The following is a 22,049-nucleotide window of genomic DNA, read 5'->3' on the forward strand; positions in this document are numbered from 1 at the left end:
TGGTGTAAAGGAAGCGATGAACCACGAACCCCAGCGTCCCGATCCCGACGCGCTACTGCAGGCTAATCGCGAAAGTCATCGCGGGCAGCTGAAAATTTACTTTGGTGCCTGTGCGGGCGTGGGTAAAACCTATGCCATGCTGCAGGAGGCACAGCGGCTGCGCGCGCAGGGTCTGGATGTCTTAATCGGTGTGGTAGAGACCCATGACCGGCCGGAAACCGCGCAGCTGCTGACAGGGTTAACCCTGTTGCCGCGTCGCGCAACCGGGCGCTCGCGTCATGCGGAGTTTGATCTTGATGCCGCGCTGGCTCGCCATCCGGCGGTGATCCTGATGGATGAGCTGGCGCACACCAACGTGCAGGGCTCGCGCCATCCCAAGCGCTGGCAGGATATTGAGGAGCTGCTGGAAGCGGGCATCGATGTACTGACCACCGTCAACGTACAGCATCTTGAGAGCCTCAACGATGTGGTGGGCGGCGTCACCGGCATTCAGGTGCGCGAAACCGTGCCCGATCCCTTTTTCGACAGCGCCGACGAAGTGGTGCTGGTCGATCTGCCGCCCGACGATCTGCGGCAGCGGCTGAAAGAGGGCAAAGTCTACATTGGCGACCGCGCGGAACGCGCCATCGAAAACTTTTTCCGCAAAGGTAACCTGTTCGCCCTGCGTGAGCTGGCCCTGCGTCGCACTGCCGATCGGGTGGATGATCAGATGCGCGCCTGGCGCGATCAGCAGGGACGGGAGCGCGTCTGGCACACCCGCGACGCCATTCTGCTCTGCATTGGCGACGACAGCGGCAGTGAAAAGCTGGTGCGCACCGCCGCCCGACTGGCGGCGCGGCTTGGCAGTGAATGGCACGCGGTCTATGTCGAAACGCCCCGGCTGCACCGGCTGCCGGAAGCGCGGCGACGGGCGATTCTCCGTACGTTACAGCTGGCGCAGGAGCTGGGCGCGGAAACCGCGACTCTATCTGAGCCCGATGAAGCCGAAGCGGTACTGGGTTACGCCCGCGCGCACAATCTGGGCAAAATTGTTACCGGTCGTCGCCCGCTGCGGCGCTGGCGGCGTGACAGCTTTGCCGAACGGCTCGGCCAGCTGGGGCCGGATCTCGATCTGCTGGTGGTGGCGCTGGATGAGCCGCTGAAGGATGCGCCGCATCCGCTGCCGGATGGCCGCGTCACCAGCGAAAAATGGCGTATTCAGCTGCGCGGCGTAATGATGGCGCTGGTGCTCTGTATCCTTGTAACCGCCGCCGGGCAGTCGGTACTGATCGGTTTCGATCCCGCCAACTGCGTGATGATCTATCTGCTGGCGGTGGTGATCGTGGCGCTACGCTATGGTCGCTGGCCGTCGGTGATCGCCACGGTGATGAATATCGTCGCCTTTGACCTCTTCTTTGTTGCCCCCACCGGCACGGTGGCGGTCTCCGATCTGCAATATCTGGTGACCTTTGGCGTGATGCTGGCGGTGGGCGTAATCGTCGGCAACCTCACGGCAGGCGTGCGTTATCAGGCGCGGGTGGCGCGCTACCGCGAGCAGCGGGCGCGCCAGCTCTATGAGATGGCGAAATCGCTGGGCAGTGCGTTAACGCCGCAGGATATCGCCGCCACCAGCCAGCGGGTGCTGGATGCCACGTTACAGGCGCGCTGCCTGCTGCTGCTGCCTGATGAGCAGGGCGAACTGCAACCGGTGGGCGATGCGTTACCGGCCAGCGAGCCGGATCGCGCGATTGCTAAATGGAGTTACAGCAAAGGCCAGCCTGCGGGTGCGGGCACTGATACCTTACCGGCGGTGCCTTATCAGATCCTGCCGCTGAAAAGTGGCGCGCACTGCCGGGGTTTGCTGGTGGTGGAGCCGCAGAACCTGCGTCAGCTGATGATCCCCGAGCAGCAGCGGCTGGTGGAAACCTTTACGGTGCTGATTGCTAACGCACTGGAGCGAATGGCGCTGTCGCATAGCGAGGCGGCGTCCCGGCTCTCGGCGGAGCGTGAACAGCTGCGCAATGCGCTGCTGTCGGCGCTGTCCCACGACCTGCGCACCCCACTGACCGTGCTGTTTGGTCAGGCGGAAATGCTGATGCTCGACCTGGCCAGCGATAACTCAAAATATGTGCCGCAGGCCAGTCAGATCCGCGAGCAGACGCTGAGCACCATCCGGCTGGTGAGCAACATGCTGGATATGGCGCGCATTCAGTCGGGCGGCCTCAATCTGCGTGAGGAGTGGCTGGCGCTGGAAGAGGTGGTCGGCGGGGCGCTGAGCAGCATGGCACCGTCGCTGAAAGGGCATGAGGTCCGGCTCGATCTGCCGGACGACATTGTGCTGATCAAAGGCGACAGCACGCTGCTGGAGCGGGTCTTCACCAACCTGATTGAGAACAGCCTGAAGTATGCCGGTAACAGCGCACCACGCGGCATTCGCGCCTGGCGTGCGGCATCACGGCTGGAGATCTCGGTCTGGGATAGCGGACCGGGCATTGCCGAAGACGATTTAAGCCGGATATTCGATAAATTCTGGCGGGGCGACAAAGAGTCGGCGGTGCCGGGCGTCGGGCTGGGTCTGGCAATCTGTAAAACCATTATCGAGAGCCACGGCGGTCAGATCTGGGCAGAGAACAGGGCCGAAGGTGGCGCGGCATTTCGTCTCTCGCTGCCGCTGCCGCCGGTCCCTGAAATTTCTGACGAAGGGCTGAAATAACTTCACAGTTGATCGGTTATACTCCCGGACCTGTTTGATTATTCGTGGGATTGTATGGAACGTTTTACCGAAAACCTGATGTATGCATCGCGCTGGTTGCTGGCCCCGGTTTACATTGGACTTTCGCTGGGATTGCTGGCGCTGACCATTAAATTTTTCCAGGAAATTTTCCACCTGCTGCCCAACATTTTCAGCATTGCGGAAAACGATCTGATCCTGCTGCTGCTGTCGCTGGTGGATATGACGCTGGTTGGCGGCCTGCTGGTGATGGTGATGCTGTCGGGTTATGAGAACTTCATCTCTAAGCTCGATATCGACGAAGATAAAGAGAAGCTGAGCTGGCTGGGCAAGATGGACTCCGGCTCGCTGAAAAACAAAGTCGCCGCCTCCATTGTCGCCATCTCCTCAATTCACCTGCTGCGGGTGTTTATGGAAGCGCGCAACGTCGAAAACGACAAGCTGATGTGGTACGTGATTATCCACCTGACCTTTGTGCTCTCCGCCTTTGTGATGGGCTGGCTGGATCAGATGTCGCGCAGCGATAAAAAACCGAAGTAACCTCTCTGGCGGCCCGCTGAGGCGGGCGCCTGCTTTACCCTTTCCGCTCTGTTCCCCCTGAACGACCCGCTGGCTGTGAGGCCGGACGCGTGCCCGCCAGCTGCGGCATCACCTCTTTGATCATGGCAAAAAAGTGTTGCAGCCTGGCCGGGTAGTAACTCGCCCAGGGATAGGTCAGCCACACCGGCAGCGGCGGTGCCTGCCACGCAGGCATCAGCTGAACCAGGCTGCCATCCGCCAGATCTTCCTGCACTGCCCATGAGGAGACGATCGCGGCTCCCATCCCCGCCAGTGCCGCTTTACGCACCGCATATAAACTGTCGCTGCTCAGCCGGGGCGTAATCGCCAGGTTCACCGGCTGGCCATCGTCAATCTTCTGCAACGCCACTTCGTTACGGTAAAAACTGGTCAGTGCCAGCCACGGCAGGTCGCGCAGCTGTTCAACCCGCTCAATCGGCGGCTGCTGCGCCAGCAGGTGCGGGGCGGCCACCACAATACGTGGCACTTCTGCCAGCAGTATCGCCACCACCGAAGGATCGGTTGGCGCACCGACCTGAATGGCGCAGTCCACATTCTCTGCCATAAAGTCGGGCGTGCGGTCATTCAGCATCCACTCAATATTGAGCCGGGGGTAGCGGTGCAGATAGTCCACCAGCGGGGCGATCAGCTGATCCTGACCAAAGGCGTGTGGGGCGCGAACCCGCAGCGTACCGACCGGGTCATCGCTGGCCCCGGTCAGCTCATCTTCCAGCGCATGCCAGGTCGCCAGCAGCTGCCGCGCCTGGGCGTAGCAGCGCTCGCCATCATCGGTAAGCTTCAGCGCATGGGTGGTGCGCAGGATAAGCTTGAGGCCCAGCCGCTGCTCCAGGCTCTGCAGTCGGCGGCTGACGGTGGGTTGTGTCGTGCCGAGCTGCGCGGCGGCGGCGGATAAGCTGCCGCTCTCCACAATACGGATAAAAGTCTGCATCAGATCGATGCGATCGCTGCTGTTAGGATTGTTCATACGCACCATGTATAACGGTTTTGCCTGATGTCAGTCTACCGCGTATAACCGCAATGCGCTTTAATGGCAGGACGAAATGATGAGGATTACAGCATGTCAGCCATACAGACCCAGACTCAAAATGAACCGCTCTCTGCGCCGCTGGTGTTTACCCTGGCCGCCGGTGCCGGACTCAGCGTCGCGTCGATCTACTACAGCCAGCCGATGCTGGATATCATCAGCAAGCAGTTTAACGCCGGTATCGGCGCGGTCGGCATGGTGCCGATGCTGACCCAGGCGGGCTATGCGCTGGGCATCCTGCTGCTGGCTCCGCTGGGCGATCGCCATGACCGGCGCACCATTATCTTTATCAAAGGCTTAATGCTGGTGGCGGCGCTGCTGCTGTGTGGTTTTTCCGGTGGACTCAGCGCGTTGCTGATTGCCAGTTTTATCACCGGCCTGACCGCCACCGTGGCGCAGGATATTGTGCCCGCTTCGGCGGCGCTGGCGCCGGAACGCAGCCGGGGTAAAACAGTCGGCACGGTGATGACCGGGCTGCTGGTGGGCATCCTGCTGTCGCGGGTGGTCAGCGGGGTGGTGGCAGAGTATTTCGGCTGGCGCACCATGTATATGATTGCCGCGCTGGCGGTGCTGCTGATTACGCTGACGCTGTGGCGGGTACTGCCGCGTTTCGCGCCAGGCACCTCGGTGAGCTATCCGCGCCTGTTGCTGTCGCTGGTGCACCTGTGGCGTCACCATCAGACGCTGCGTCGTGCCGCACTGGCTCAGGGGCTGTTGTCAGTGGGTTTTAGCGCCTTCTGGTCGACGCTGGCGTTAATGCTCAGCGACCGCTTTCATCTGGACAGTGCCGTGGCCGGGGCGTTTGGTTTAGCCGGTGCGGCGGGTGCCATGGCGGCACCGCTGGCGGGCAGTTTTGCTGACCGCATCGGTCCGGCAAGGGTCACGCAGGCTGGCGCCGCGCTGGTAACGATCTCCTTTGCGCTGATGTTTCTGCTGCCGCTGCTGCCGATGCCGGCCCAGCTGGCGCTGATTGTCCTCTGCACCATCGGCTTCGATTTAGGAGTGCAGGCCACGCTGGTGGCGCATCAGACGCTGGTCTATGGCCTGGCGCCGGAAGCGCGCAGTCGCCTGAATGCGTTGCTGTTTACCGTGGTGTTTATCGGTATGGCCACCGGTGCGGCGCTGGGAAGTCTGGCGCTGGCACACTGGGGCTGGAATGGCGTGGTTGCGCTCTCGACCTTAGCCGGTGCCGCCGCGCTGGCGGTTCGCTTCGCCAGTCGACACCTGAAAAACTGACACCTCGCCCGTCAAAAAATGTGCCAGGCTTATTCATAAACCCGAAATAATCTGGAGTGTTATGAACTTTTTAGCCTGGACAGCAGCGACGGGCGGCCTCTTGCTGCTGATGTCGCTGGCTTCCGGTTGGATTCACCGGGGGCCAGTCACCTCATTTGGTCTGTTCCTTATCGCGGGCATGCTGTGCGGCCCGTGGGGATTTGATGTTATCCACATTGATATTGTTACCCATTCCGAAGCCGTGGCGCACATCACTGAAATCACCATGGCTGCCTCGCTGTTCATCACCGGCCTCAAGCTGCGTCAGCCGCTGCAAAATAACTGCTGGCACACCGGGCTGAAACTGGCTTTTCCCGCCATGCTGCTGACCGTGGCCGCGATGACCCTGCTGTCGCACTTCCTGGTGGGATTAGACTGGCCGATTGCACTGGCGTTTGGTGCCATTGTCGCGCCGACCGATCCGGTGCTGGCGAGCTTAATCTCGGTCAACGATGCGCAGGATGATGACTCGCTGCGCGTGGCGATCTCCAGCGAAGCGGGCATGAATGATGGTTCCGCGCTGCCGTTGCTGATGCTGGCGCTGCTGCTGTTTAATGGCGAAAGCCTGAGCGTGGCGATGCTGGGGCACTGGGGTGCGGTCGAGGTGCTCTGGGCAATTGGCGGCGGTCTGATCATCGGTTTCGTGCTGGGGCAGTTGATTGGCCTGCTGGCGACCCGACTGCGCAATGCCAATGGCGATGTGGCGCCCAACGATTTCCTGGCGCTGGCGCTGATTGCGCTGAGTTATTCACTGGTGGAGTGGCTGGGTGCCTCCGGCTTCCTGGCTGCCTTCGCCGCCGGGCTGGGATTACGCCGTGCTGAGATGGGCGTATTCCGTCGCCATCAGCCGGACGATCTCTCTGACGACGAGCGCGTGTTGCCCTCTGAGGCGCTGGTGAATCCCAACAAACGCCTGGCGCATCAGGGCGACAACAATATGGTGAAGTCGATAGGGTTTGTGGTAGGCGACGCCCTCTCTTTTGGCGATACTATTGAACGTTTACTGGCGGCTGGCATGATGGTGGTGCTGGGCGTGACGCTGGCGCAGCACTGGAACATCTACGGCGTGCTGATTGGCCTGGTGCTGTTTGTGGTGGTGCGGCCACTGGCCGTCTGGCTGGTGACGCTGCGCGCCGGACTGCCGCTGGGGCAGCGTCTGCTGATTGGCTGGCTGGGCATCCGCGGGATTGGCAGTCTGAACTACATCGCCTATGCCTGGACGCACGGTATGGAAGGCCCGCAGATGGAAATTATGACCAATATGGCGTTAACGCTGGTGGTCTGCAGCGTGGTGGTCCACGGCACCACCGTGTCGCCGCTGTTGAACTGGCGTCAGAAACGCCTTGAAGCCCTTCAGCGTAAGGTTTAACCCGAACTAACAGGAGTTAAGAATGAAAGTAACTCAGATAGTGCTGCTGAGCATCCTCGCCACCGGCAGCGCGCTGGCGGCGGACGAGGCTGACACTGAGCAGAATGTTTATGCCAGTCAGCTGTGTCACATTGTCAGCGGCGAGAAAAAGGTCGCCAGCGCGGATCAGTATGTCGAACAGATGAAATCGACCGTGGCGCGCAGTCAGTCGCCGTCGGCGATGAATCAGCCTGAATTTGATGAAGAGTCCGCGCGTGAAGTGGCCAGTGCCTGGCTGCAGCTGGGAGATGATGAGCGTGCCAAACTGCGCGTTAACGAACAGCAGTGTGAGCAGGCCGTGATGGCGCAGTTCCAGCAGGAAGATTAACCGCATCGGATTTAATAAAAACGCGCCTGCCGGGCTAATACTGATCAGTTAAGATTAAATTTGTAAAGGCTGTCACGGTCAAACGTGGCAGCTTTTTTTCCAGGCGAGCAAGCAGCAGTGCGTGCCTGCGCACCTCTGCTGCTGCCGGGCCGTCCTCGCGCCGCTCACGCGGTACCTTCGGCTTTGACGGCGTGCCGACGAACCGTTCGGGGATCGGCCCTCCCTGGCCGGCCCCGAACTGTCCACGCTTCCCGGCGTGGACTTCTGGCCCACCGTCACGCCTCAGCGCTGCGGATAGCCCTTTCAGCAGCAGAGGCGCTCAGGCCTCCACTCTCGTGCCCTTTTTAACAATACACACTGAAGTTTCAGAGCAGGCCGGGGCCGGGCTGGGGCAGGCAATCCGCAGCGCTGAACAGAATGAGTCTGCCAGGAGAGCCCGCAGGACGCGGGCGAAAGTCGGGGCGGCACAGGATGTGCCATCCCCGGCGGTCCGTCAGGCAGAGGAATGGAGTGAAGGAACCGCCCAGCGGCGCGAGGACCGCCAGCCCCTGCCCGGCACCAGACTGCGTTATCACCTGTCGCTTAACTGACTGGTATTATGCCACTGGCAGCCTTTTTTCTGTTCCGATTGATAGCGCGGCACTCAGCCGTTGCGATCGGGGCGATCAATGATGTGATCTTCCCAGTCCCGCACTTCACTCTCACGCACCGCAATATACCGCACCGAAATACGCTGCGCATGCATCGCTGTTTTCGAACCGGCCCGCAGCGGATGCCATACGGGTAAATCTTTGCCTTCGCCCAGCAGCCGGTAAGCGCAGGTGCGCGGCAGCCAGTTGAAGGTCGTCAGATTTTCGCGCGTTAACTTGATGCAATCCTCTTCAAGCTCGAAGCGGCGCTCATAGTTACGGCACTGGCAGGTTTTAATATTGAGCTGATCACAGGCGACATTGGTGAAGTAGATCTCATCGGTGTCGGCGTCCTGCAATTTGTTCAGGCAACACTGCCCACAACCATCACACAAGGATTCCCATTCCTCATCGCTCATTTGTGCCAGGCGTTTTTGTTGCCAGAAAGGGGTGTCAGTCATGATGATTTGTCCGGATTGTGCCTAAACCGCACCTTATAAAGCCTATGCGGCGGTGATGCAAGTTTTTAGAGTACGCGCGTGCTGATGCCGTGACCCGCCAGTGAAACTTCCAGCTGATCACCCGAGCGCATCGGGCCTACCCCTTCTGGCGTACCGGTCAGAATCACATCGCCTGCCCGCAGGGTAAAGTAGTGGCTCATGTGGGCAATCAGCGGCAGGATTTTATGAATCATGTCTTCGGTGTTGCCGTGCTGACGCACTTCACCGTTCACCAGCAATTTAAGCTCGACGTTCTGCGGATCGCCACTGAATTCCGTCACCGGGATAAAACCAGAGACAGGACAGGCGTTATCAAAGCCTTTGGATTTTTCCCACGGCTGGCCCGCTTTTTTCAGCCCGGCCTGCAGGTCACGCAGTGTCAGATCCAGCGCCACGCCATAACCTGCAATCGCCTTAGCCACATGCGCATCGGTCGCCTGCTTCAGTGTCGCGCCGATCAGCACCGCCAGTTCAACTTCATGATGGACCTCGCCGAACGCGTCGGGAATAGAGAGCGGCTGACGTAAATCACACAGCGCCGTTTCCGGCTTGATAAAGATCACCGGTTCGGTTGGGGTTGCGCTGCCCATCTCTTTAATGTGCTTTGCATAATTACTCCCGACGCAAACCACTTTGCTGACCGGAAAATCTAACAGAGCGCCTTGCCAGTTACGATGCTGATACATGCTCATCCCCTGTTCAGGTTAGGTGTGATGCCAGCGCTGCTGGCGGGTTGATGTTTGCTCATGCGTTGATCGAAATGCCAACCTCATAGCGTGATAATAAGATCCTTTTAACGGTCCAGGGTGCGTAATTTGTCAGAAAGCGTAAATGCAGGGGTTGAAGCGCTGAATAATCGTACAAATCGGGAGAAAAAATTGAGCAGGGAATTTAAAAAGGGGTGAAACAGATAAGCTGCACCGTTAATTTTGCGCAGCTTCAGGGCAATATTATCCTGCCAGGATCGCACCGACAGGATTTATATTTACAGAAGAATCCGAGTTAAAGTTTTTTATCGGCCTGTAAATGAATGTTGAGGAGACTTTCAATCGGCGGAGGGAGCTGTAAATAATAGCCCTGCTCGCTCAATCCCTGCTTAACTTTATTGATATCCGCATTAGCCAGCCTGTCCCGCCCCGCCAGCTTAAGCACCATCGCCAGCTGCGGCTTGCCAAAGCCTTTCAGCAATTCTTCCGGAACGCGCGAGAAATCGTCCTTTTTTTCAACATAGAGATAAGTCTGGTCACGTAACGGGCTTCTGTAGATCACACAAAACATATTTTTTACTCGAATTAACCGGCGTTGAGGCTTGTCTGAATATAGCTGTAACTATAACATGCTTGCAGAACTTCGAATATTCACCGTTAGCGCTTCCACGATGATTTTATCATCGCCAGGCTTTCGGTAGTGAAAACAGGACTGAGTCGGGACAGATGTCGCAAACGCCAATCGAATTCAAAGGTAGCAGTTTCACCCTGTCTGTCGTCCATTTGCATCACCATGACCCTGCGGTGATTCGCAAGGCACTCCAGGACAAGATTGACCAGGCTCCAGATTTCCTGAAAAACGCGCCGGTGGTACTTAACGTCTCGACATTAAGTGCCGATGTTAACTGGAAACTGTTGCAACAGGCGGTTCTCGCCACCGGTTTACGCATTGTCGGCGTAAGCGGCTGCAAAGACGAAGCGCTGAAACGTATGATCGCCCGTGCCGGCCTGCCCGTGCTGGCAGAAGGTAAAGAGGCCAGACCGCAAGCCGCCGCGCCGCAGCCGATACCTGAACCTCTGCCGGCTGTAACCGAAACGGTAGCAACGAAAACCCGCATCGTGAACACCCCGGTGCGCTCGGGCCAGCAGATTTATGCGCGTGATGCCGATTTGATCATCACCAGCAGCGTCAGCGCCGGCGCTGAACTGGTCGCCGATGGCAATATTCACATTTACGGCATGATGCGCGGTCGCGCCCTGGCGGGTGCCAGCGGTGACCGCAACTGCCAGATTTTTTGTACCAACCTGGCTGCCGAGCTGGTCTCGATTGCCGGAGAGTACTGGATCATGGATCAGATCCCGCAAGAATTTTTTGGTAAAGCTGCGCGCCTGTGCCTGCAGGATGGCGCGCTGACTATCCAGACACTTAATTAGGCCCCTTTTCTTTTGTTAAGGAAATCAACATTTATGGCACGCATTATTGTAGTTACATCCGGTAAAGGGGGCGTTGGTAAGACCACGTCAAGCGCGGCCATCGCCACCGGTTTAGCGCAGAAAGGCAAAAAGACAGTTGTGATCGACTTTGATATCGGTCTGCGTAACCTGGATTTGATCATGGGCTGTGAGCGCCGTGTGGTCTACGACTTTGTTAATGTAATCCAGGGCGATGCCACACTGAACCAGGCGCTGATTCGCGACAAACGCACGGAGCAGCTCTACATTCTGCCTGCGTCGCAGACCCGTGATAAAGATGCGCTGACCCGTGAGGGTGTAGAAAAAGTTCTGAACGATTTGGCTAAGATGGAGTTCGATTTCATCGTCTGTGACTCACCGGCAGGGATTGAAACGGGCGCACTGATGGCGCTCTACTTTGCCGATGAAGCCATTATTACCACCAACCCGGAAGTCTCTTCTGTCCGCGACTCCGACCGCATCCTCGGCATCATCTCATCCAAATCCCGTCGCGCTGAAAACAGTCAGGACCCGGTGAAGGAGCATCTGCTGCTGACCCGCTATAACCCTGGCCGGGTGAACCGTGGCGATATGCTGAGCATGGAAGATGTGCTGGAGATCCTGCGCATTCCTCTGGTCGGCGTGATCCCTGAAGATCAATCGGTGTTACGTGCCTCTAACCAGGGCGAACCGGTGATTCTTGACGGCGAATCTGATGCTGGCAAAGCCTATGCCGATACCGTTGAACGGTTGCTCGGTGAAGTACGCCCCTTCCGCTTTATCGAAGAAGAGAAGAAGGGTTTCCTGAAACGCCTGTTCGGGGGATAAACCATGGCATTACTTGATTTCTTTTTATCCCGGAAGAAGAACACTGCCAACATAGCCAAGGAAAGGCTGCAGATTATCGTGGCAGAACGGAGAAGGGGCGACAGTGAGCCCCACTATCTTCCGCAACTTAAGCGCGACATTCTGGAAGTGATTTGCAGATATGTGAAGATCGATCCAGAAATGGTAACGGTTCAGCTCGACCAGAAAGGTGATGATATCTCGATTCTGGAGCTGAACGTGACGCTGCCGGAAACGGATGAAGTGACTAAATGACGCTGACCGTTTGCTGAATTTCCCCTGCGCTCTGGCAGGGGAAATTTAACCGGTTAACAACCCGCCAGAATCTCCTCAATGCCGGGTTTCAGCAGTTCGCCCCGCCATCCGGTGAGTAACTCCGGCTGACGTCCCTGTGGCTTCAGGCCCCAGTGCTGACTTAATACCTGATTAATCTGACGTCGTGACGCCAGCAGCTCCTGACTGAATCCACTCTGCTCACTCACCTGCTGCACCAGCGCTTTCATCGCTTTAAACACTGGCTTGTAGTGCGGATGGTCAATCAGATTGCCCAGCGGAGCCGGCAGTTCGCTCTCATCCAGCGCCTCAGCTTCTGCCACCAGCGCCACCAGCGCTTTGCCGTGGAAACGAATTTCATGGCCTGACAGCCCCAGATGATCCAGCTCACCCAGCGAGCCAGGCATAAAGCGCGCCACTTTCCACAGGTGCTCTTCGCGCACCACAAAGTTAACGGCCATATCCTTTTCACGCGCCAGCTTCAGACGCCAGGCCGCCAGTCGCTGCAACGCCGCCAGCTGACGCGGACGCAACTGCCAGGCATTGGTAATATCCCGCCAGGCTTCATCCGGCGACAGGCTATCCAGACGACGCTGACACAGGTTATCGCACTCACTGAGTGCCGCCGACATATTGCCGGCCTCTTCCGTATTGATCATCAGCTGACGCGCAATTGGCAACAGATAGTGAACGTCCGCCGCCGCATACTCGCACTGACGCTGGGTCAGAGGGCGCGCCAGCCAGTCCGTGCGTGATTCACTTTTATCGAGTTCGACCTGAGTGAAATGTGCCACCATTGAGGCAAAACCCCAGGAGAGCGGCTGGCCAGAAAAGGCAGCCAGAATCTGGGTATCGATCATGGGCGTCGGCAGCACGCCGAAACGGTGCAGGAAGACTTCCAGATCTTCACCCCCGGCATGCAGGAATTTGGTGACGCTGGTGTCGGTCAGCAAGGCAATAAAGGGTGACCAGTCACGGATATTCAGCGGGTCAATCAGCACCAGTTGCTGATCGTCGAACAGCTGGATCAGGCCAAGCTGAGGGTAGTAAGTGCGGGTGCGGACAAATTCGGTATCCAGGGCCACCGCCGCGTGCTGGCGCGCTTTCTGACACACGTCTGCCAGTTGATCATCCTGGTCGATAAGGGAATAGTTCACGTCTGATTTCCACCGCAGCCAACAACGCGCGGCGCTCCATGTTAAAAACAATAAAAACGCCGGACATGCCGGCGTTCAACCTCAATTTCTGCCCGGATTCAGCTCGCGCCGGGTTTCGCCTCGTCGCGCAGCTCACGCCGCAGGATCTTGCCGACGTTGGTTTTAGGCAACTCATCACGAAACTCAATGATTTTCGGCACCTTGTAACCGGTCAGCTGACGGCGACAGTGATCGAGCACCTCTTCTTTGGTGAGCGATGCATCTTTTTTCACGATGCAGACTTTTACCGCTTCGCCAGAAAGATCGCTGGGCACACCGATAGCCGCGGCTTCACGCACTTTAGGATGCTGCATCAGCACGTCTTCGATTTCATTCGGATAGACATTAAAACCTGATACCAGAATCATATCTTTTTTGCGGTCAACGATGCGAATAAAGCCTTCCTGGTCAACGGTAACAATATCACCGCTGTGGAGCCAGCCATTTTTCAGCACTTCCGCTGTCGCTTCCGGATGCTGCCAGTAGCCCAGCATCACCTGCGGGCCGCTGATGCAAAGTTCGCCCGGTTCACCCGGAGGAACTTCATTGCCGTCGTCATCCAGAATCAGCACATCGGTCGAGGGCACCGGCAGACCAATACTGCCGGTATGACAGCTGATGTCATAGGGATTGACCGACACCAGCGGAGAACACTCTGTCAGGCCATAGCCTTCCAGCAGATAGTGTCCGGTCAGTTTTTCCCAGCGCTCGGCCACCACTTTCTGCACCGCCATTCCGCCACCGGCGGAAAGACGCAGCGTTGAAAAATCGAGTTTATTAAACTGCTCATCGTTGAGTAGCGCATTAAACAGCGTGTTCACGCCGGTAATGGCGGTAAACGGAAATTTCCCCAGCTCTTTAACAAAGCCGGGAATATCGCGCGGATTGGTGATCAACAGATTCTGACCGCCCAGCTCCAGGAACAGCAGGCCATTCACCGTTAAGGCGAAGATGTGATAAAGCGGCAGCGCGGTGACGACACATTCTTTACCGTCGCGCAGCACTTTGCCGTAGGTCGCGCGGGTCTGCTCAAGATTCGCCTGCATGTTTCGATGGGTCAGCATCGCCCCTTTGGCCACGCCAGTGGTGCCACCGGTATATTGCAGGAAGGCGAGATCGTCATTGGAGACCGTCGGGCGTTGATAATTGAGCGTTTCGCCGACTTCCAGTACGTGGCGAAATGAGATTGCCCCCGGCAGATGGTATTTGGGCACCAGCTTCTTCACATACTTAACGACAAAGTTAACCAGTGTCGCTTTTATTGGCGCCAGCTGATCGCCCATCCGGGTCAGGATGACGTGCCGCACAGCGGTTTTCGCCACCACTTTTTCCAGCGTGTGCGCAAAATTCGAGACAATGACAATCGCACTGGCCCCACTGTCATTGAGCTGATGCTGCAGTTCGCGCGGCGTATAGAGCGGATTCACATTGACCACCACCATACCCGCACGCAGCACACCAAACAGGGCCACCGGATACTGCAGTAAATTCGGCATCATCAGCGCCACACGGTCACCCGCTTTCAGACCCAGCTGTTGCTGAAGATAGGCGGCAAAAGCGCGGCTCTTCTCTTCCAGCTGACGATAACTCATCTTCTGACCCATGTTCAGGAACGCGGGTTGATCGGCGTAGCGTTTTGCGGCCTGCTCAAACAGATCCACCAGCGAGGTGTAACGATCTGCACTTATTTCGGCAGGCACATCTGCCGGGTAGCGTTTCAGCCAAACCTTATTCAAGGATCCACCCCGATAATTATGTTGTATTTCCATCGCTGCCTCAGCCAATCTGGTTTGTTAACAATATTTTAACTGATTGTACCAGTTTGCCTGTTTTGGCATGTTGAGGTTGCGAAGTGCATCACTAAATTTCGTGCTGATAAAACAGGCAAATAAAAAGCCCGGCAGCGAGCACCGCGACCGGGCTGATACTTAAATGTTTTTTGCACTTACTCAGTCAGAATGGTCTGCACCTCTGTCGGCCCACTGTTCATCATTCCCCAGTAGGGATTCGGGCCCCAGTATCCACCGCGATGGCGGGTCGGACCATACCAGATCCAGGGATCCATCGGCTGGGGTGGCGCTGTCACCTGCTGGGTAAGTCGCCAGCGCTGATAACCGCGCACATCGATGACCGCAAATTTATAATCCGCTTCACCAATTTTGCCCTGCTCTGTACCCTTCAGGGTACCCAGCACCGTCACATACTGATTTCTGACATCCACCGGATCAACAAACCCGCGAATATCGGCATAAATCCGACCGACCGAGGCCGCACCCAGACGTGGTCTGGCGCTATCATCCAGCGGCTGCGCAGCAATCTCAAGCCGGGTTTTGCCGTTCAGGTTAGTGACATTCACTACCTTGCCGCCAAAGCGCGATTCCTGCCCAACAAAGAGCGAAGGATTGCTCATGACCCGCAACAGATCCTGCTGCGGCTGAGGTGAGCTGCCCTGCAGCGTGTCAGGAATTGAGACACAACCGGTTAACGCCAGCACACAGGTCAGCAGAAGACCTGAAAGCCCTTTACCACACATTGACGACATAGACGTTCTCCCGTTAGGTAAAGAGTTAGACTGGACGCATAACAATAAGTTGCGTGCATTTTACCGGCCAGGTAATTTTTTCCAGGCGACTTCATTACGCAGATAAGTGGGCTCCGCTGTTTCCGGCAGCAGCGTCTTCCCCTGCGCCAGCGCAAGGGTCGCCAGCGGCAGCATATCTTCTGCAGCGGGCAGCGTAACGTCACTGGCTTTCAGGGTAAGCTCGTGTCCCTGCTGCAGGGCAGGATAAGCCTGCCAGCCGGTGCCTGCGGTCATCCATTCGCCAGAAAGCGCCTGCATCCGGGCCAGTGCCGCTTCGGGCGACAGCACGCTTTCGCTGGCCTCACCCTGCCAGGCACCCTGTTCATCACGCTGATATTCGGCCCAGTAGACCTCGCCCATCCGCGCATCAATAGCGGTTAATACCCGGGTAGCACCGTGCAGACGCCATGCGCCTTCCGCCAGCGTTGCCAGCGTGGAAACCGCGATCATTGGCAGAGAAGCGCCCAGTGCCAGTCCCTGCGCAATACCAATGCCAATCCGCACGCCGGTAAAACTGCCAGGGCCGCGACCAAAGGCGAGCGCGTCCAGGTCGGTCAGTTCCAGCTGCTGTGCCAGCAGTAGCTCTTCGATCAGCGGTAAAATACGCTGGGTGTGATCGCGCGGGGCAATTTCGAATCGGGCATCAATCTGTTGCTGATTCAGCAAGGCGGCTGAACAGGCTTCTGTCGCCGTATCCAGCGCTAAAATTCGGGCTGACATGACTACCTCAGAAGAAAGAAAACGGCGCGCATCTTAGCATAAAATTACGCGTCTGGTTCGGGTTGCTGGCGGATAAAGGCGATGGCGCGGGCAATGTCCCGGGTGCGCGGCGTCGGTGGCAGGCTATTGAGAAACAGCGCGCCATAAGGACGAGAAACCAGACGCTGATCGCAAATCACCAGTACGCCACGATCGTCGGTATCGCGGATTAAACGTCCCACGCCCTGCTTCAGGGTGATCACCGCATCCGGCAGCTGCACATCCGTAAAGGGATCGCCGCCACGAATCCGGCAATCTTCCATTCTGGCTTTCAACAGCGGATCTTCCGGTGAGGTGAACGGCAGTTTATCGATGATCACCAGCGACAGCGCATCACCCCGCACATCCACGCCTTCCCAGAAGCTGCTGGTCGCCACCAGCAGGGCATTGCCCTTATCGATGAACTGTTTCAGCAACTGACCCTTGCTGGTTTCACCCTGCACCAGCACGGGCAGCGTCATTGAGGCGCGAAATTCTGCGGCCAGCTCACGCATCATCAGGTGCGACGTGCAGAGAAAGAAACAGCGGCCTTTATTAGCATCAATCAGCGGCTTCATCATTGCGGCCAGCTGGCGTGCACCACCCGGACGGTTAGGCTCAGGTAGATTGCGCGGAACGCAGAGCAGCGCCTGCTTCGCAAAATCGAACGGGCTGTTCAGAATCAGGCTTTTTGCTGCATTCACACCCAGCCGTTCGGCGAAGTGTGCCATTTTCTCATCCACCGCCAGGGTGGCTGAGGTGAAGATCCATGCAGCCTTACGATTATCCATTACTTCACGGAAGCGTTCTGCCACCGAGAGCGGCGTCAGCGCCAGGATAAAGTGACGTGAGGTACATTCATACCAGTAGCTGTAGCCCGGCTCGTTAATCGCCCGCAGCCGTTTTAACCGGCCACGGTAGAGCGCGGCCCGCTCGAAGGCGGCATCCAGCAGGGCTGAACGGCCCAGTGAGAGTTTGATAACGTCGTAACAGAGCTCAAGCGCATCATCCAGCAACGTAAACATCCGCAGGATGTTGTTATCGCTCAGCAGTTCACGCAGGTTACCGCGATAGCCGGGATCGCCTAATGACAGGCGAAAATCCTGCGCGCACTGCGCCAGGCGGTCAGCGGATTTCTGCAGCTGCTGAGCATCACGCACCTCGGTGCGGTAGGCGGTAATAATATCTTTGGCGAGATCGAGTAACTGGCGGCTGGAGAGCTGCTGACCAAAATACTGACTGGCGATATCGGGCAGCTGATGGGCTTCATCGAAGATCATCACATCAGCTTCGGGAATAAGTTCGCCAAAGCCGCCCTCTTTCACCACCAGGTCAGCAAGAAACAAGTGGTGGTTCACGACCACCACATCGGCGTCCATCGCGCGCTTACGCGCTTTGACCACAAAGCACTCTTTATAGCGAGGGCAGTCAGTGCCGAGGCAGTTATCGTTGGTGCTGGTGACCAGCGGCCAGACCGGGCTGTCTTCGGTCACGCCCGCACAGCTGCTGATGTCGCCATCTTCCGTCTGCGATGACCAGCTGCGCAGCGTCACCAGATCGGTCAGCCCCTGCGCGGTGAGATCGCCACCCGCCATCGATTGCTGTTCCATGCGTTCCAGGCAAAGGTAGTTGGAGCGCCCTTTCAGCAAGGCCGTTTTACCTTTGAAATCCAGCGCCTTGATCATCGTAGGCAGATCGCGGCCATAGAGCTGATCCTGCAGCGCCTTGGATCCGGTGGAGACAATTACTTTTTTACCGGCCCGCAGAGCGGGAGCCAGGTAGGCATAAGTTTTTCCGGTGCCGGTACCGGCCTCGACCACCAGTTCACCCTGCTGTTTTACGGCTTCAGATACCGCCTGCGCCATCTCACGCTGTGCTTCACGCGGCTTAAAGCCTGCGATCGCCAGCGCCAGCGCGCCATCCACTGCAAAATCGTCTGCCACATACCCTCACTAAGAACGGCAAAAACACTGTAATTATGTCAGTATTGGATCAACAAAGCAAAATTGATAATTATCAATAACTTATCTATTTCCAGCCGTTGGGGGCGTGGCAGGTAAAGACTCTGGATCGCGTTTGAAAGATGGGGAAAAAGGCGGCACGTGGCCGCCTGAAGAGAAGCGCTCGCAGCACCGGGATACCTGATGAGAAGTTGCACCGCGAAAGGCAGTAGAAATCGCTGTGACTACTCTACAATCATGCGCCCATTGAGATGCTGCAACGGACGATTATTGGTGGTTTTCAGCGCCTGTTTAAAGGCGTCGAGCTGCGCCTGAGAGAGCGAAACCGGCTGTTTCAGCACCAGCCAGCGAATCCCTTCGCTGCAGGGCGGCGTCGTCAGGGAGCCGCTGAAACGATAATAGTGCAGATCTTCCGGGAAGAGATCGCGTAAGTTTACCTGGCGATTAATGGTTACCTGCTGGTTTTCCTGTTTCGGCATAGCGTCGATCAACGGTGCCAGCGCCGGATTCTCTTCACCGACCTTAAACATCACCGCGACCACGGCCAGATCGCCATCCTCTTTGCTGTGTACAAAGTGGGCTTCCAGGGGAAAGGTGTGCCCATTGATCTGGTTCTCACTCGGCGTATGGAAGTGATACTGACGCAGTGTGAACTTTTCCCGATCCAGTACAAAATCATCTTCTTCATCAACGGTCACCTGAATCGTGTGGCCATTGTTGATCACCTTCTCAGCCGACGTATGGTAGGCCAGATCGAGTGCCTGTAAATGTCCCTCAATCGGATCTTTAATATTGATAGGCGACTGGGACTTACCTTCGTGGCAGATGTGGAAGTCGCTGGTCAGTTCGCTCCAGTGTTCCGGGCCAGCTTTGCCTTCGTACGTCCAGTGCGGTTCCGCCGCACCGGCTACGTTGAGGGTAGAAAGCGCCACAACCAGACTTAACATTTTTGGTAATTTCATTTTTATCCCTGCTTTATAAGCTTATTTGCGGCAGGGATACTATTCCGCTGACTACTGAATCAGCAAGGTGACAAAATGCGTTAAATCAAAATCAGAACGAATAAAGAGTTTATAATTACAATCAATGTTAATTTAATTAACAAACATCACGATGTGACGTTTTTAAGCACTTCAGGAAAGGGTTGATATCAATCTCTCTGAATAAAAGAGTTTCATTTTTCTGTATTTATCATTTTGATCGTCGAAACGAGCCGGGAGGGAAATTTTGCACTAAATTCAGGCGACGTAAGAAACCGCAAAACTGCACGCAGGCGGTTTTGCGGTGCAACGCGATAACGCGTCATAAAAGATTATGCAGGTGACGCTAGACATCCTTTTCTAATGGTTCCTCTTCTTCATCTTCTTCCTCATCTTCAGGATAAATCTCAGCGTCATCGGGCAGCGGCTCATCGTAATCAGGGCGTTCAGACATAATTTCCTCCGGTGTCAGATAGCAATTTTGCTATGCCCTTTGAGTGTAGCTTACTCTTGCCATCTGTTTTGCAAGGCTCGCAAAAGATATCAGAAATGCAGGCGCTGCCGCAGACTCAGCTTCGCCACTGCGTGAAACAGCCTTGCGTCACAGCCGGTGCTGATAGCGTACCGGTTAATCGGATGCCCATTCGCCTCCTCCAGCCGCGTTATCATTGACGTCAGTCTGATAGCGGGTTTAATAATTCGCCGCTGAAAAAACTGTGTTTTTAAAAAAACCTGTTACTCGTTTAATGAATAAAAGGCCGAAACTTAACTGCCTATAATATAGGGACACGAAAAGTTAATGATGCGATTCAAAGCACAATTATGCACAAAGAAAGGTAACATTAAATAAAAACTCAACAGGAGTAGCATTAAACATCGTTTTGTTGTTATAAGAAAAAATCCCTGATATAAAAGAGACAGAATTTAAACGCAATCTGTGAGCATTAGCGGATTGAATATTTCCTCTGATGCAGCCAATCTGACTTAACAGATGGTAGAGAGGTAATTAAAAATTCAGAAATTATGTTATCTTTCACAGGCAATAAAAACTTGTCGCTGGATAAGTCACATCACAATAGAAACCATGCCCCACGGCATCCGTCCTCTTTAAAAGGCCGTTTAAGACTATCTCGCTAAAGATATCCGTTAATGTAAATGAAGTGGGGTTTTATATTATAAGTGAAGTGGGATGTAGTCTGGCTGTTGCTGCCCTGTTGCATCTATCCGTCAAAATGGACACCATTATCTCAACAAGGAGAAATATCATTGTTCCCAAAATTACCCCGGTATAGCTTAGTGATTCTGACGCTGAGCGGTTGCGTTACCAACGATGAGGTCAAACTTAACCCAGTTGGTCAACATAGTGAACCTGTCATGCCGCATATAAATCAGGGAATCAGCCCTGCACAGCGGCGCGCGATTATGTCCGGCGAACAACCAGACTGGTCTGACGTTTATCCTCAGCGAATCAATAAAAACTCGTCAGCTGTCAGGAAATGATCTGCACGTCGTAGCAGTTAATGTCGTTACTCCACCACTCACATAGCGTAAAAAACACTGTGGAAAATAATCAACACGTCGATGATGTCTCCCTATGGGATTGGATTGTCACATTAATTTTAACCGGCATACCCGTATTAAATCTTTTCATGCTGCTTTACTGGTCCTTAAACCGAAGGACTAAACGTTCAAAGAAAAACTACGCCAGAGCGAGTTTATTATTGATATTCATCGTACTTATCTTCTATATCATCACCCTGGAAGTTACAACGGGCTATTTTCTTTTTAAACATTACTGATCCTTAAACTGACAGCGTCACACCCTTAAATGGAGTTTTTATGGTGCGTTATTTCACTTTTCTGTTACTGGGCGTCACTTCCGCTTGCTGCATAGCAAAAACGTCAGTGGTGATAAATAACACCCTGAAAGCGCAAGAGATAAAATCGGCAAAAATTGTTTACATTGGCGAGGTTAATGGCACTAAAGTGGCAGAATTGATGGCAGGCATCGATAATATTAATGTAAGTTACCCTGCTGTAAAAGAAATATCGCTTTATATAAACAGCTTTGGCGGCGACATGGAAGCTGGCTATATGGGCGGCCAGGCCGTCAGAGGGTCAAGGATTCCGATAAAAACCATCAATGCCGCAATGACGGGTTCGGCGGCTACCCTGATTTATTGCTCAGGGGCGCAAAGGGAAACATTACCCAGCGCAACGTTTTTAATCCACCCTGCAGCGAGTCAAAACATTCAGAGCAACTATCTAAAAAAAAATGAAGTCATTTTACTCAGCAGAGATATCGATAATGTCAGTAAAATATTCAGGGACACCTATGCATCCTGTTTCAAAGATGACGGGATAGAGATAGATAAAGCCTTATTCAGTGAAGACAACCGTATTTACCTGCGTTTTCCAGAATCTGTAAAACAGGGTATTGCACAAAAACGTGTTGAAGGAATCGCCCCCGCTGATGTCGCTTATTACATTTTCACTTCAGAGGCCAGCGGCTAGCAAAAATAACGTTATGTATGCCTGCTGGAAGAATACCTTTTATCAGATATGCGCCGCCTGGACAGATGGGCGTGCTGGCGGGGAGACATATCGATCCGCTGGTGGGTAATCCAGAGAAGAACATAACGCAGACGACGTTCAGATGGGGCGCCGCAGGATCTCACCATCAATATCACGGTGGATTTTCGCAGTAAGCGCTACCCTTGCATGGTGAGTTTTTTGAGCAGCTATAGCAGGGTTGATTCAACACTGGCCAGATAAAAAGCGGCAAATAAAGCAGGCCGCTCAGCCAGATACGGCTCATTCTGGTACTGGGCGTTTATCTGTTTCTGGCTGGTGACCTGATAT

19 protein-coding genes are annotated in these 22,049 nt (G+C 55.4%); 9 read left to right on the forward strand and 10 right to left on the reverse strand.

Features of this window, described 5'->3' with window-relative positions; genetic code table 11:
- Nucleotides 1–16: 16 nt before the first annotated feature.
- The gene (gene kdpD, locus HFD87_RS09105) at nucleotides 17–2,692 is read left to right on the forward strand and encodes a two-component system sensor histidine kinase KdpD (protein ID WP_010253433.1); all 2,676 of its coding nucleotides are present in this window, start codon (nucleotides 17–19) and stop codon (nucleotides 2,690–2,692) included.
- Nucleotides 2,693–2,746: 54 nt separating this feature from the next.
- Complete coding sequence (locus tag HFD87_RS09110; protein ID WP_010253431.1) at nucleotides 2,747–3,250, forward strand: TIGR00645 family protein; 504 nt, start codon at nucleotides 2,747–2,749, stop codon at nucleotides 3,248–3,250.
- Nucleotides 3,251–3,284: 34 nt separating this feature from the next.
- Here the strand turns inward: HFD87_RS09110 and HFD87_RS09115 are convergent, their stop codons facing one another.
- Nucleotides 3,285–4,253 (reverse strand): LysR family transcriptional regulator, encoded by a 969-nt coding sequence (locus HFD87_RS09115; protein ID WP_033766585.1) that lies wholly within the window; start codon nucleotides 4,251–4,253, stop codon nucleotides 3,285–3,287.
- A 93-nt stretch (nucleotides 4,254–4,346) separates the two neighbouring features.
- On the opposite strand from HFD87_RS09115, the gene HFD87_RS09120 reads away from it, so the two are divergent.
- From HFD87_RS09120 to HFD87_RS09130, 3 genes are all read left to right on the forward strand, one after another.
- Entirely contained in the window at nucleotides 4,347–5,549 is a 1,203-nt protein-coding gene (locus HFD87_RS09120; RefSeq protein WP_010253427.1) for an MFS transporter, read from the forward strand.
- 61 nt (nucleotides 5,550–5,610) lie between these two features.
- Nucleotides 5,611–6,957 (forward strand): sodium:proton antiporter, encoded by a 1,347-nt coding sequence (locus HFD87_RS09125; RefSeq protein ID WP_010253425.1) that lies wholly within the window; start codon nucleotides 5,611–5,613, stop codon nucleotides 6,955–6,957.
- A gap of 22 nt (nucleotides 6,958–6,979) precedes the next feature.
- The gene (locus tag HFD87_RS09130) at nucleotides 6,980–7,324 is read left to right on the forward strand and encodes a hypothetical protein (RefSeq protein ID WP_010671501.1); all 345 of its coding nucleotides are present in this window, start codon (nucleotides 6,980–6,982) and stop codon (nucleotides 7,322–7,324) included.
- Between the two features lie 643 nt (nucleotides 7,325–7,967).
- On the opposite strand, the gene HFD87_RS09135 is transcribed toward HFD87_RS09130, so the two are convergent.
- The 3 genes from HFD87_RS09135 to HFD87_RS09145 form a co-directional block, all read right to left on the reverse strand.
- Nucleotides 7,968–8,414: a YcgN family cysteine cluster protein gene (locus HFD87_RS09135; RefSeq protein WP_010260578.1), complete on the reverse strand. Its 447-nt coding sequence runs from the start codon at nucleotides 8,412–8,414 to the stop codon at nucleotides 7,968–7,970.
- A 65-nt stretch (nucleotides 8,415–8,479) separates the two neighbouring features.
- Nucleotides 8,480–9,139: a fumarylacetoacetate hydrolase family protein gene (locus HFD87_RS09140; RefSeq protein ID WP_010260576.1), complete on the reverse strand. Its 660-nt coding sequence runs from the start codon at nucleotides 9,137–9,139 to the stop codon at nucleotides 8,480–8,482.
- A 316-nt stretch (nucleotides 9,140–9,455) separates the two neighbouring features.
- Entirely contained in the window at nucleotides 9,456–9,731 is a 276-nt protein-coding gene (locus HFD87_RS09145; protein WP_010260572.1) for a YcgL domain-containing protein, read from the reverse strand.
- Nucleotides 9,732–9,886: 155 nt separating this feature from the next.
- Here HFD87_RS09145 and minC point away from each other — a divergent pair, with 155 nt between their 5' ends.
- Genes minC through minE form a run of 3 tightly spaced genes read left to right on the forward strand, consistent with a single transcriptional unit; the run spans nucleotide 9,887 to nucleotide 11,713 of the window.
- Nucleotides 9,887–10,594 (forward strand): septum site-determining protein MinC, encoded by a 708-nt coding sequence (gene minC / locus HFD87_RS09150; protein WP_010260571.1) that lies wholly within the window; start codon nucleotides 9,887–9,889, stop codon nucleotides 10,592–10,594.
- A 33-nt stretch (nucleotides 10,595–10,627) separates the two neighbouring features.
- The gene (minD, locus tag HFD87_RS09155; protein WP_010260569.1) at nucleotides 10,628–11,440 is read left to right on the forward strand and encodes a septum site-determining protein MinD; all 813 of its coding nucleotides are present in this window, start codon (nucleotides 10,628–10,630) and stop codon (nucleotides 11,438–11,440) included.
- Between the two features lie 3 nt (nucleotides 11,441–11,443).
- Nucleotides 11,444–11,713: a cell division topological specificity factor MinE gene (gene minE, locus HFD87_RS09160; RefSeq protein WP_008925314.1), complete on the forward strand. Its 270-nt coding sequence runs from the start codon at nucleotides 11,444–11,446 to the stop codon at nucleotides 11,711–11,713.
- Between the two features lie 53 nt (nucleotides 11,714–11,766).
- On the opposite strand, the gene rnd is transcribed toward minE, so the two are convergent.
- From rnd to HFD87_RS09190, 6 genes are all read right to left on the reverse strand, one after another.
- Entirely contained in the window at nucleotides 11,767–12,888 is a 1,122-nt protein-coding gene (gene rnd / locus HFD87_RS09165; protein ID WP_061703877.1) for a ribonuclease D, read from the reverse strand.
- 98 nt (nucleotides 12,889–12,986) lie between these two features.
- Nucleotides 12,987–14,663 (reverse strand): long-chain-fatty-acid--CoA ligase FadD, encoded by a 1,677-nt coding sequence (fadD, locus tag HFD87_RS09170; RefSeq protein ID WP_010260565.1) that lies wholly within the window; start codon nucleotides 14,661–14,663, stop codon nucleotides 12,987–12,989.
- Nucleotides 14,664–14,872: 209 nt separating this feature from the next.
- Nucleotides 14,873–15,469, reverse strand: coding sequence for a Slp family lipoprotein (locus tag HFD87_RS09175; protein ID WP_167423281.1), 597 nt, complete (start codon nucleotides 15,467–15,469; stop codon nucleotides 14,873–14,875).
- Between the two features lie 60 nt (nucleotides 15,470–15,529).
- A complete protein-coding gene (tsaB, locus tag HFD87_RS09180) occupies nucleotides 15,530–16,228 on the reverse strand; it encodes a tRNA (adenosine(37)-N6)-threonylcarbamoyltransferase complex dimerization subunit type 1 TsaB (protein WP_045139911.1) in 699 nt (232 codons plus the stop codon).
- A gap of 44 nt (nucleotides 16,229–16,272) precedes the next feature.
- Nucleotides 16,273–18,189, reverse strand: coding sequence for an ATP-dependent DNA helicase (locus HFD87_RS09185; protein ID WP_010260556.1), 1,917 nt, complete (start codon nucleotides 18,187–18,189; stop codon nucleotides 16,273–16,275).
- A 242-nt stretch (nucleotides 18,190–18,431) separates the two neighbouring features.
- Complete coding sequence (locus HFD87_RS09190; protein WP_033771955.1) at nucleotides 18,432–19,169, reverse strand: carbonic anhydrase; 738 nt, start codon at nucleotides 19,167–19,169, stop codon at nucleotides 18,432–18,434.
- A 1,857-nt stretch (nucleotides 19,170–21,026) separates the two neighbouring features.
- Here HFD87_RS09190 and HFD87_RS09195 point away from each other — a divergent pair.
- Complete coding sequence (locus HFD87_RS09195) at nucleotides 21,027–21,701, forward strand: ATP-dependent Clp protease proteolytic subunit (protein WP_167423282.1); 675 nt, start codon at nucleotides 21,027–21,029, stop codon at nucleotides 21,699–21,701.
- Nucleotides 21,702–22,049 lie beyond the last annotated feature (348 nt).

This window comes from Pantoea sp. EKM21T, assembly GCF_011800405.1.
Classification (GTDB): Bacteria; Pseudomonadota; Gammaproteobacteria; order Enterobacterales; family Enterobacteriaceae; genus Pantoea; species Pantoea agglomerans.

Bases quoted from the DNA above. Each gene is read 5' to 3' on its own strand.
- kdpD (WP_010253433.1), top strand. From the start codon at position 17: ATGAACCACGAACCCCAGCGTCCCGATCCCGACGCGCTACTGCAGGCT.
- HFD87_RS09135 (WP_010260578.1), bottom strand. From the start codon at position 8,414: ATGACTGACACCCCTTTCTGGCAACAAAAACGCCTGGCACAAATGAGC.
- HFD87_RS09125 (WP_010253425.1), top strand. From the start codon at position 5,611: ATGAACTTTTTAGCCTGGACAGCAGCGACGGGCGGCCTCTTGCTGCTG.
- HFD87_RS09195 (WP_167423282.1), top strand. From the start codon at position 21,027: ATGGTGCGTTATTTCACTTTTCTGTTACTGGGCGTCACTTCCGCTTGC.
- HFD87_RS09175 (WP_167423281.1), bottom strand. From the start codon at position 15,469: ATGTCGTCAATGTGTGGTAAAGGGCTTTCAGGTCTTCTGCTGACCTGT.
- HFD87_RS09190 (WP_033771955.1), bottom strand. From the start codon at position 19,169: ATGAAATTACCAAAAATGTTAAGTCTGGTTGTGGCGCTTTCTACCCTC.
- HFD87_RS09145 (WP_010260572.1), bottom strand. From the start codon at position 9,731: ATGTTTTGTGTGATCTACAGAAGCCCGTTACGTGACCAGACTTATCTC.
- HFD87_RS09115 (WP_033766585.1), bottom strand. From the start codon at position 4,253: ATGAACAATCCTAACAGCAGCGATCGCATCGATCTGATGCAGACTTTT.
- HFD87_RS09140 (WP_010260576.1), bottom strand. From the start codon at position 9,139: ATGTATCAGCATCGTAACTGGCAAGGCGCTCTGTTAGATTTTCCGGTC.
- minC (WP_010260571.1), top strand. From the start codon at position 9,887: ATGTCGCAAACGCCAATCGAATTCAAAGGTAGCAGTTTCACCCTGTCT.
- HFD87_RS09130 (WP_010671501.1), top strand. From the start codon at position 6,980: ATGAAAGTAACTCAGATAGTGCTGCTGAGCATCCTCGCCACCGGCAGC.
- tsaB (WP_045139911.1), bottom strand. From the start codon at position 16,228: ATGTCAGCCCGAATTTTAGCGCTGGATACGGCGACAGAAGCCTGTTCA.
- minE (WP_008925314.1), top strand. From the start codon at position 11,444: ATGGCATTACTTGATTTCTTTTTATCCCGGAAGAAGAACACTGCCAAC.
- HFD87_RS09120 (WP_010253427.1), top strand. From the start codon at position 4,347: ATGTCAGCCATACAGACCCAGACTCAAAATGAACCGCTCTCTGCGCCG.
- minD (WP_010260569.1), top strand. From the start codon at position 10,628: ATGGCACGCATTATTGTAGTTACATCCGGTAAAGGGGGCGTTGGTAAG.
- HFD87_RS09110 (WP_010253431.1), top strand. From the start codon at position 2,747: ATGGAACGTTTTACCGAAAACCTGATGTATGCATCGCGCTGGTTGCTG.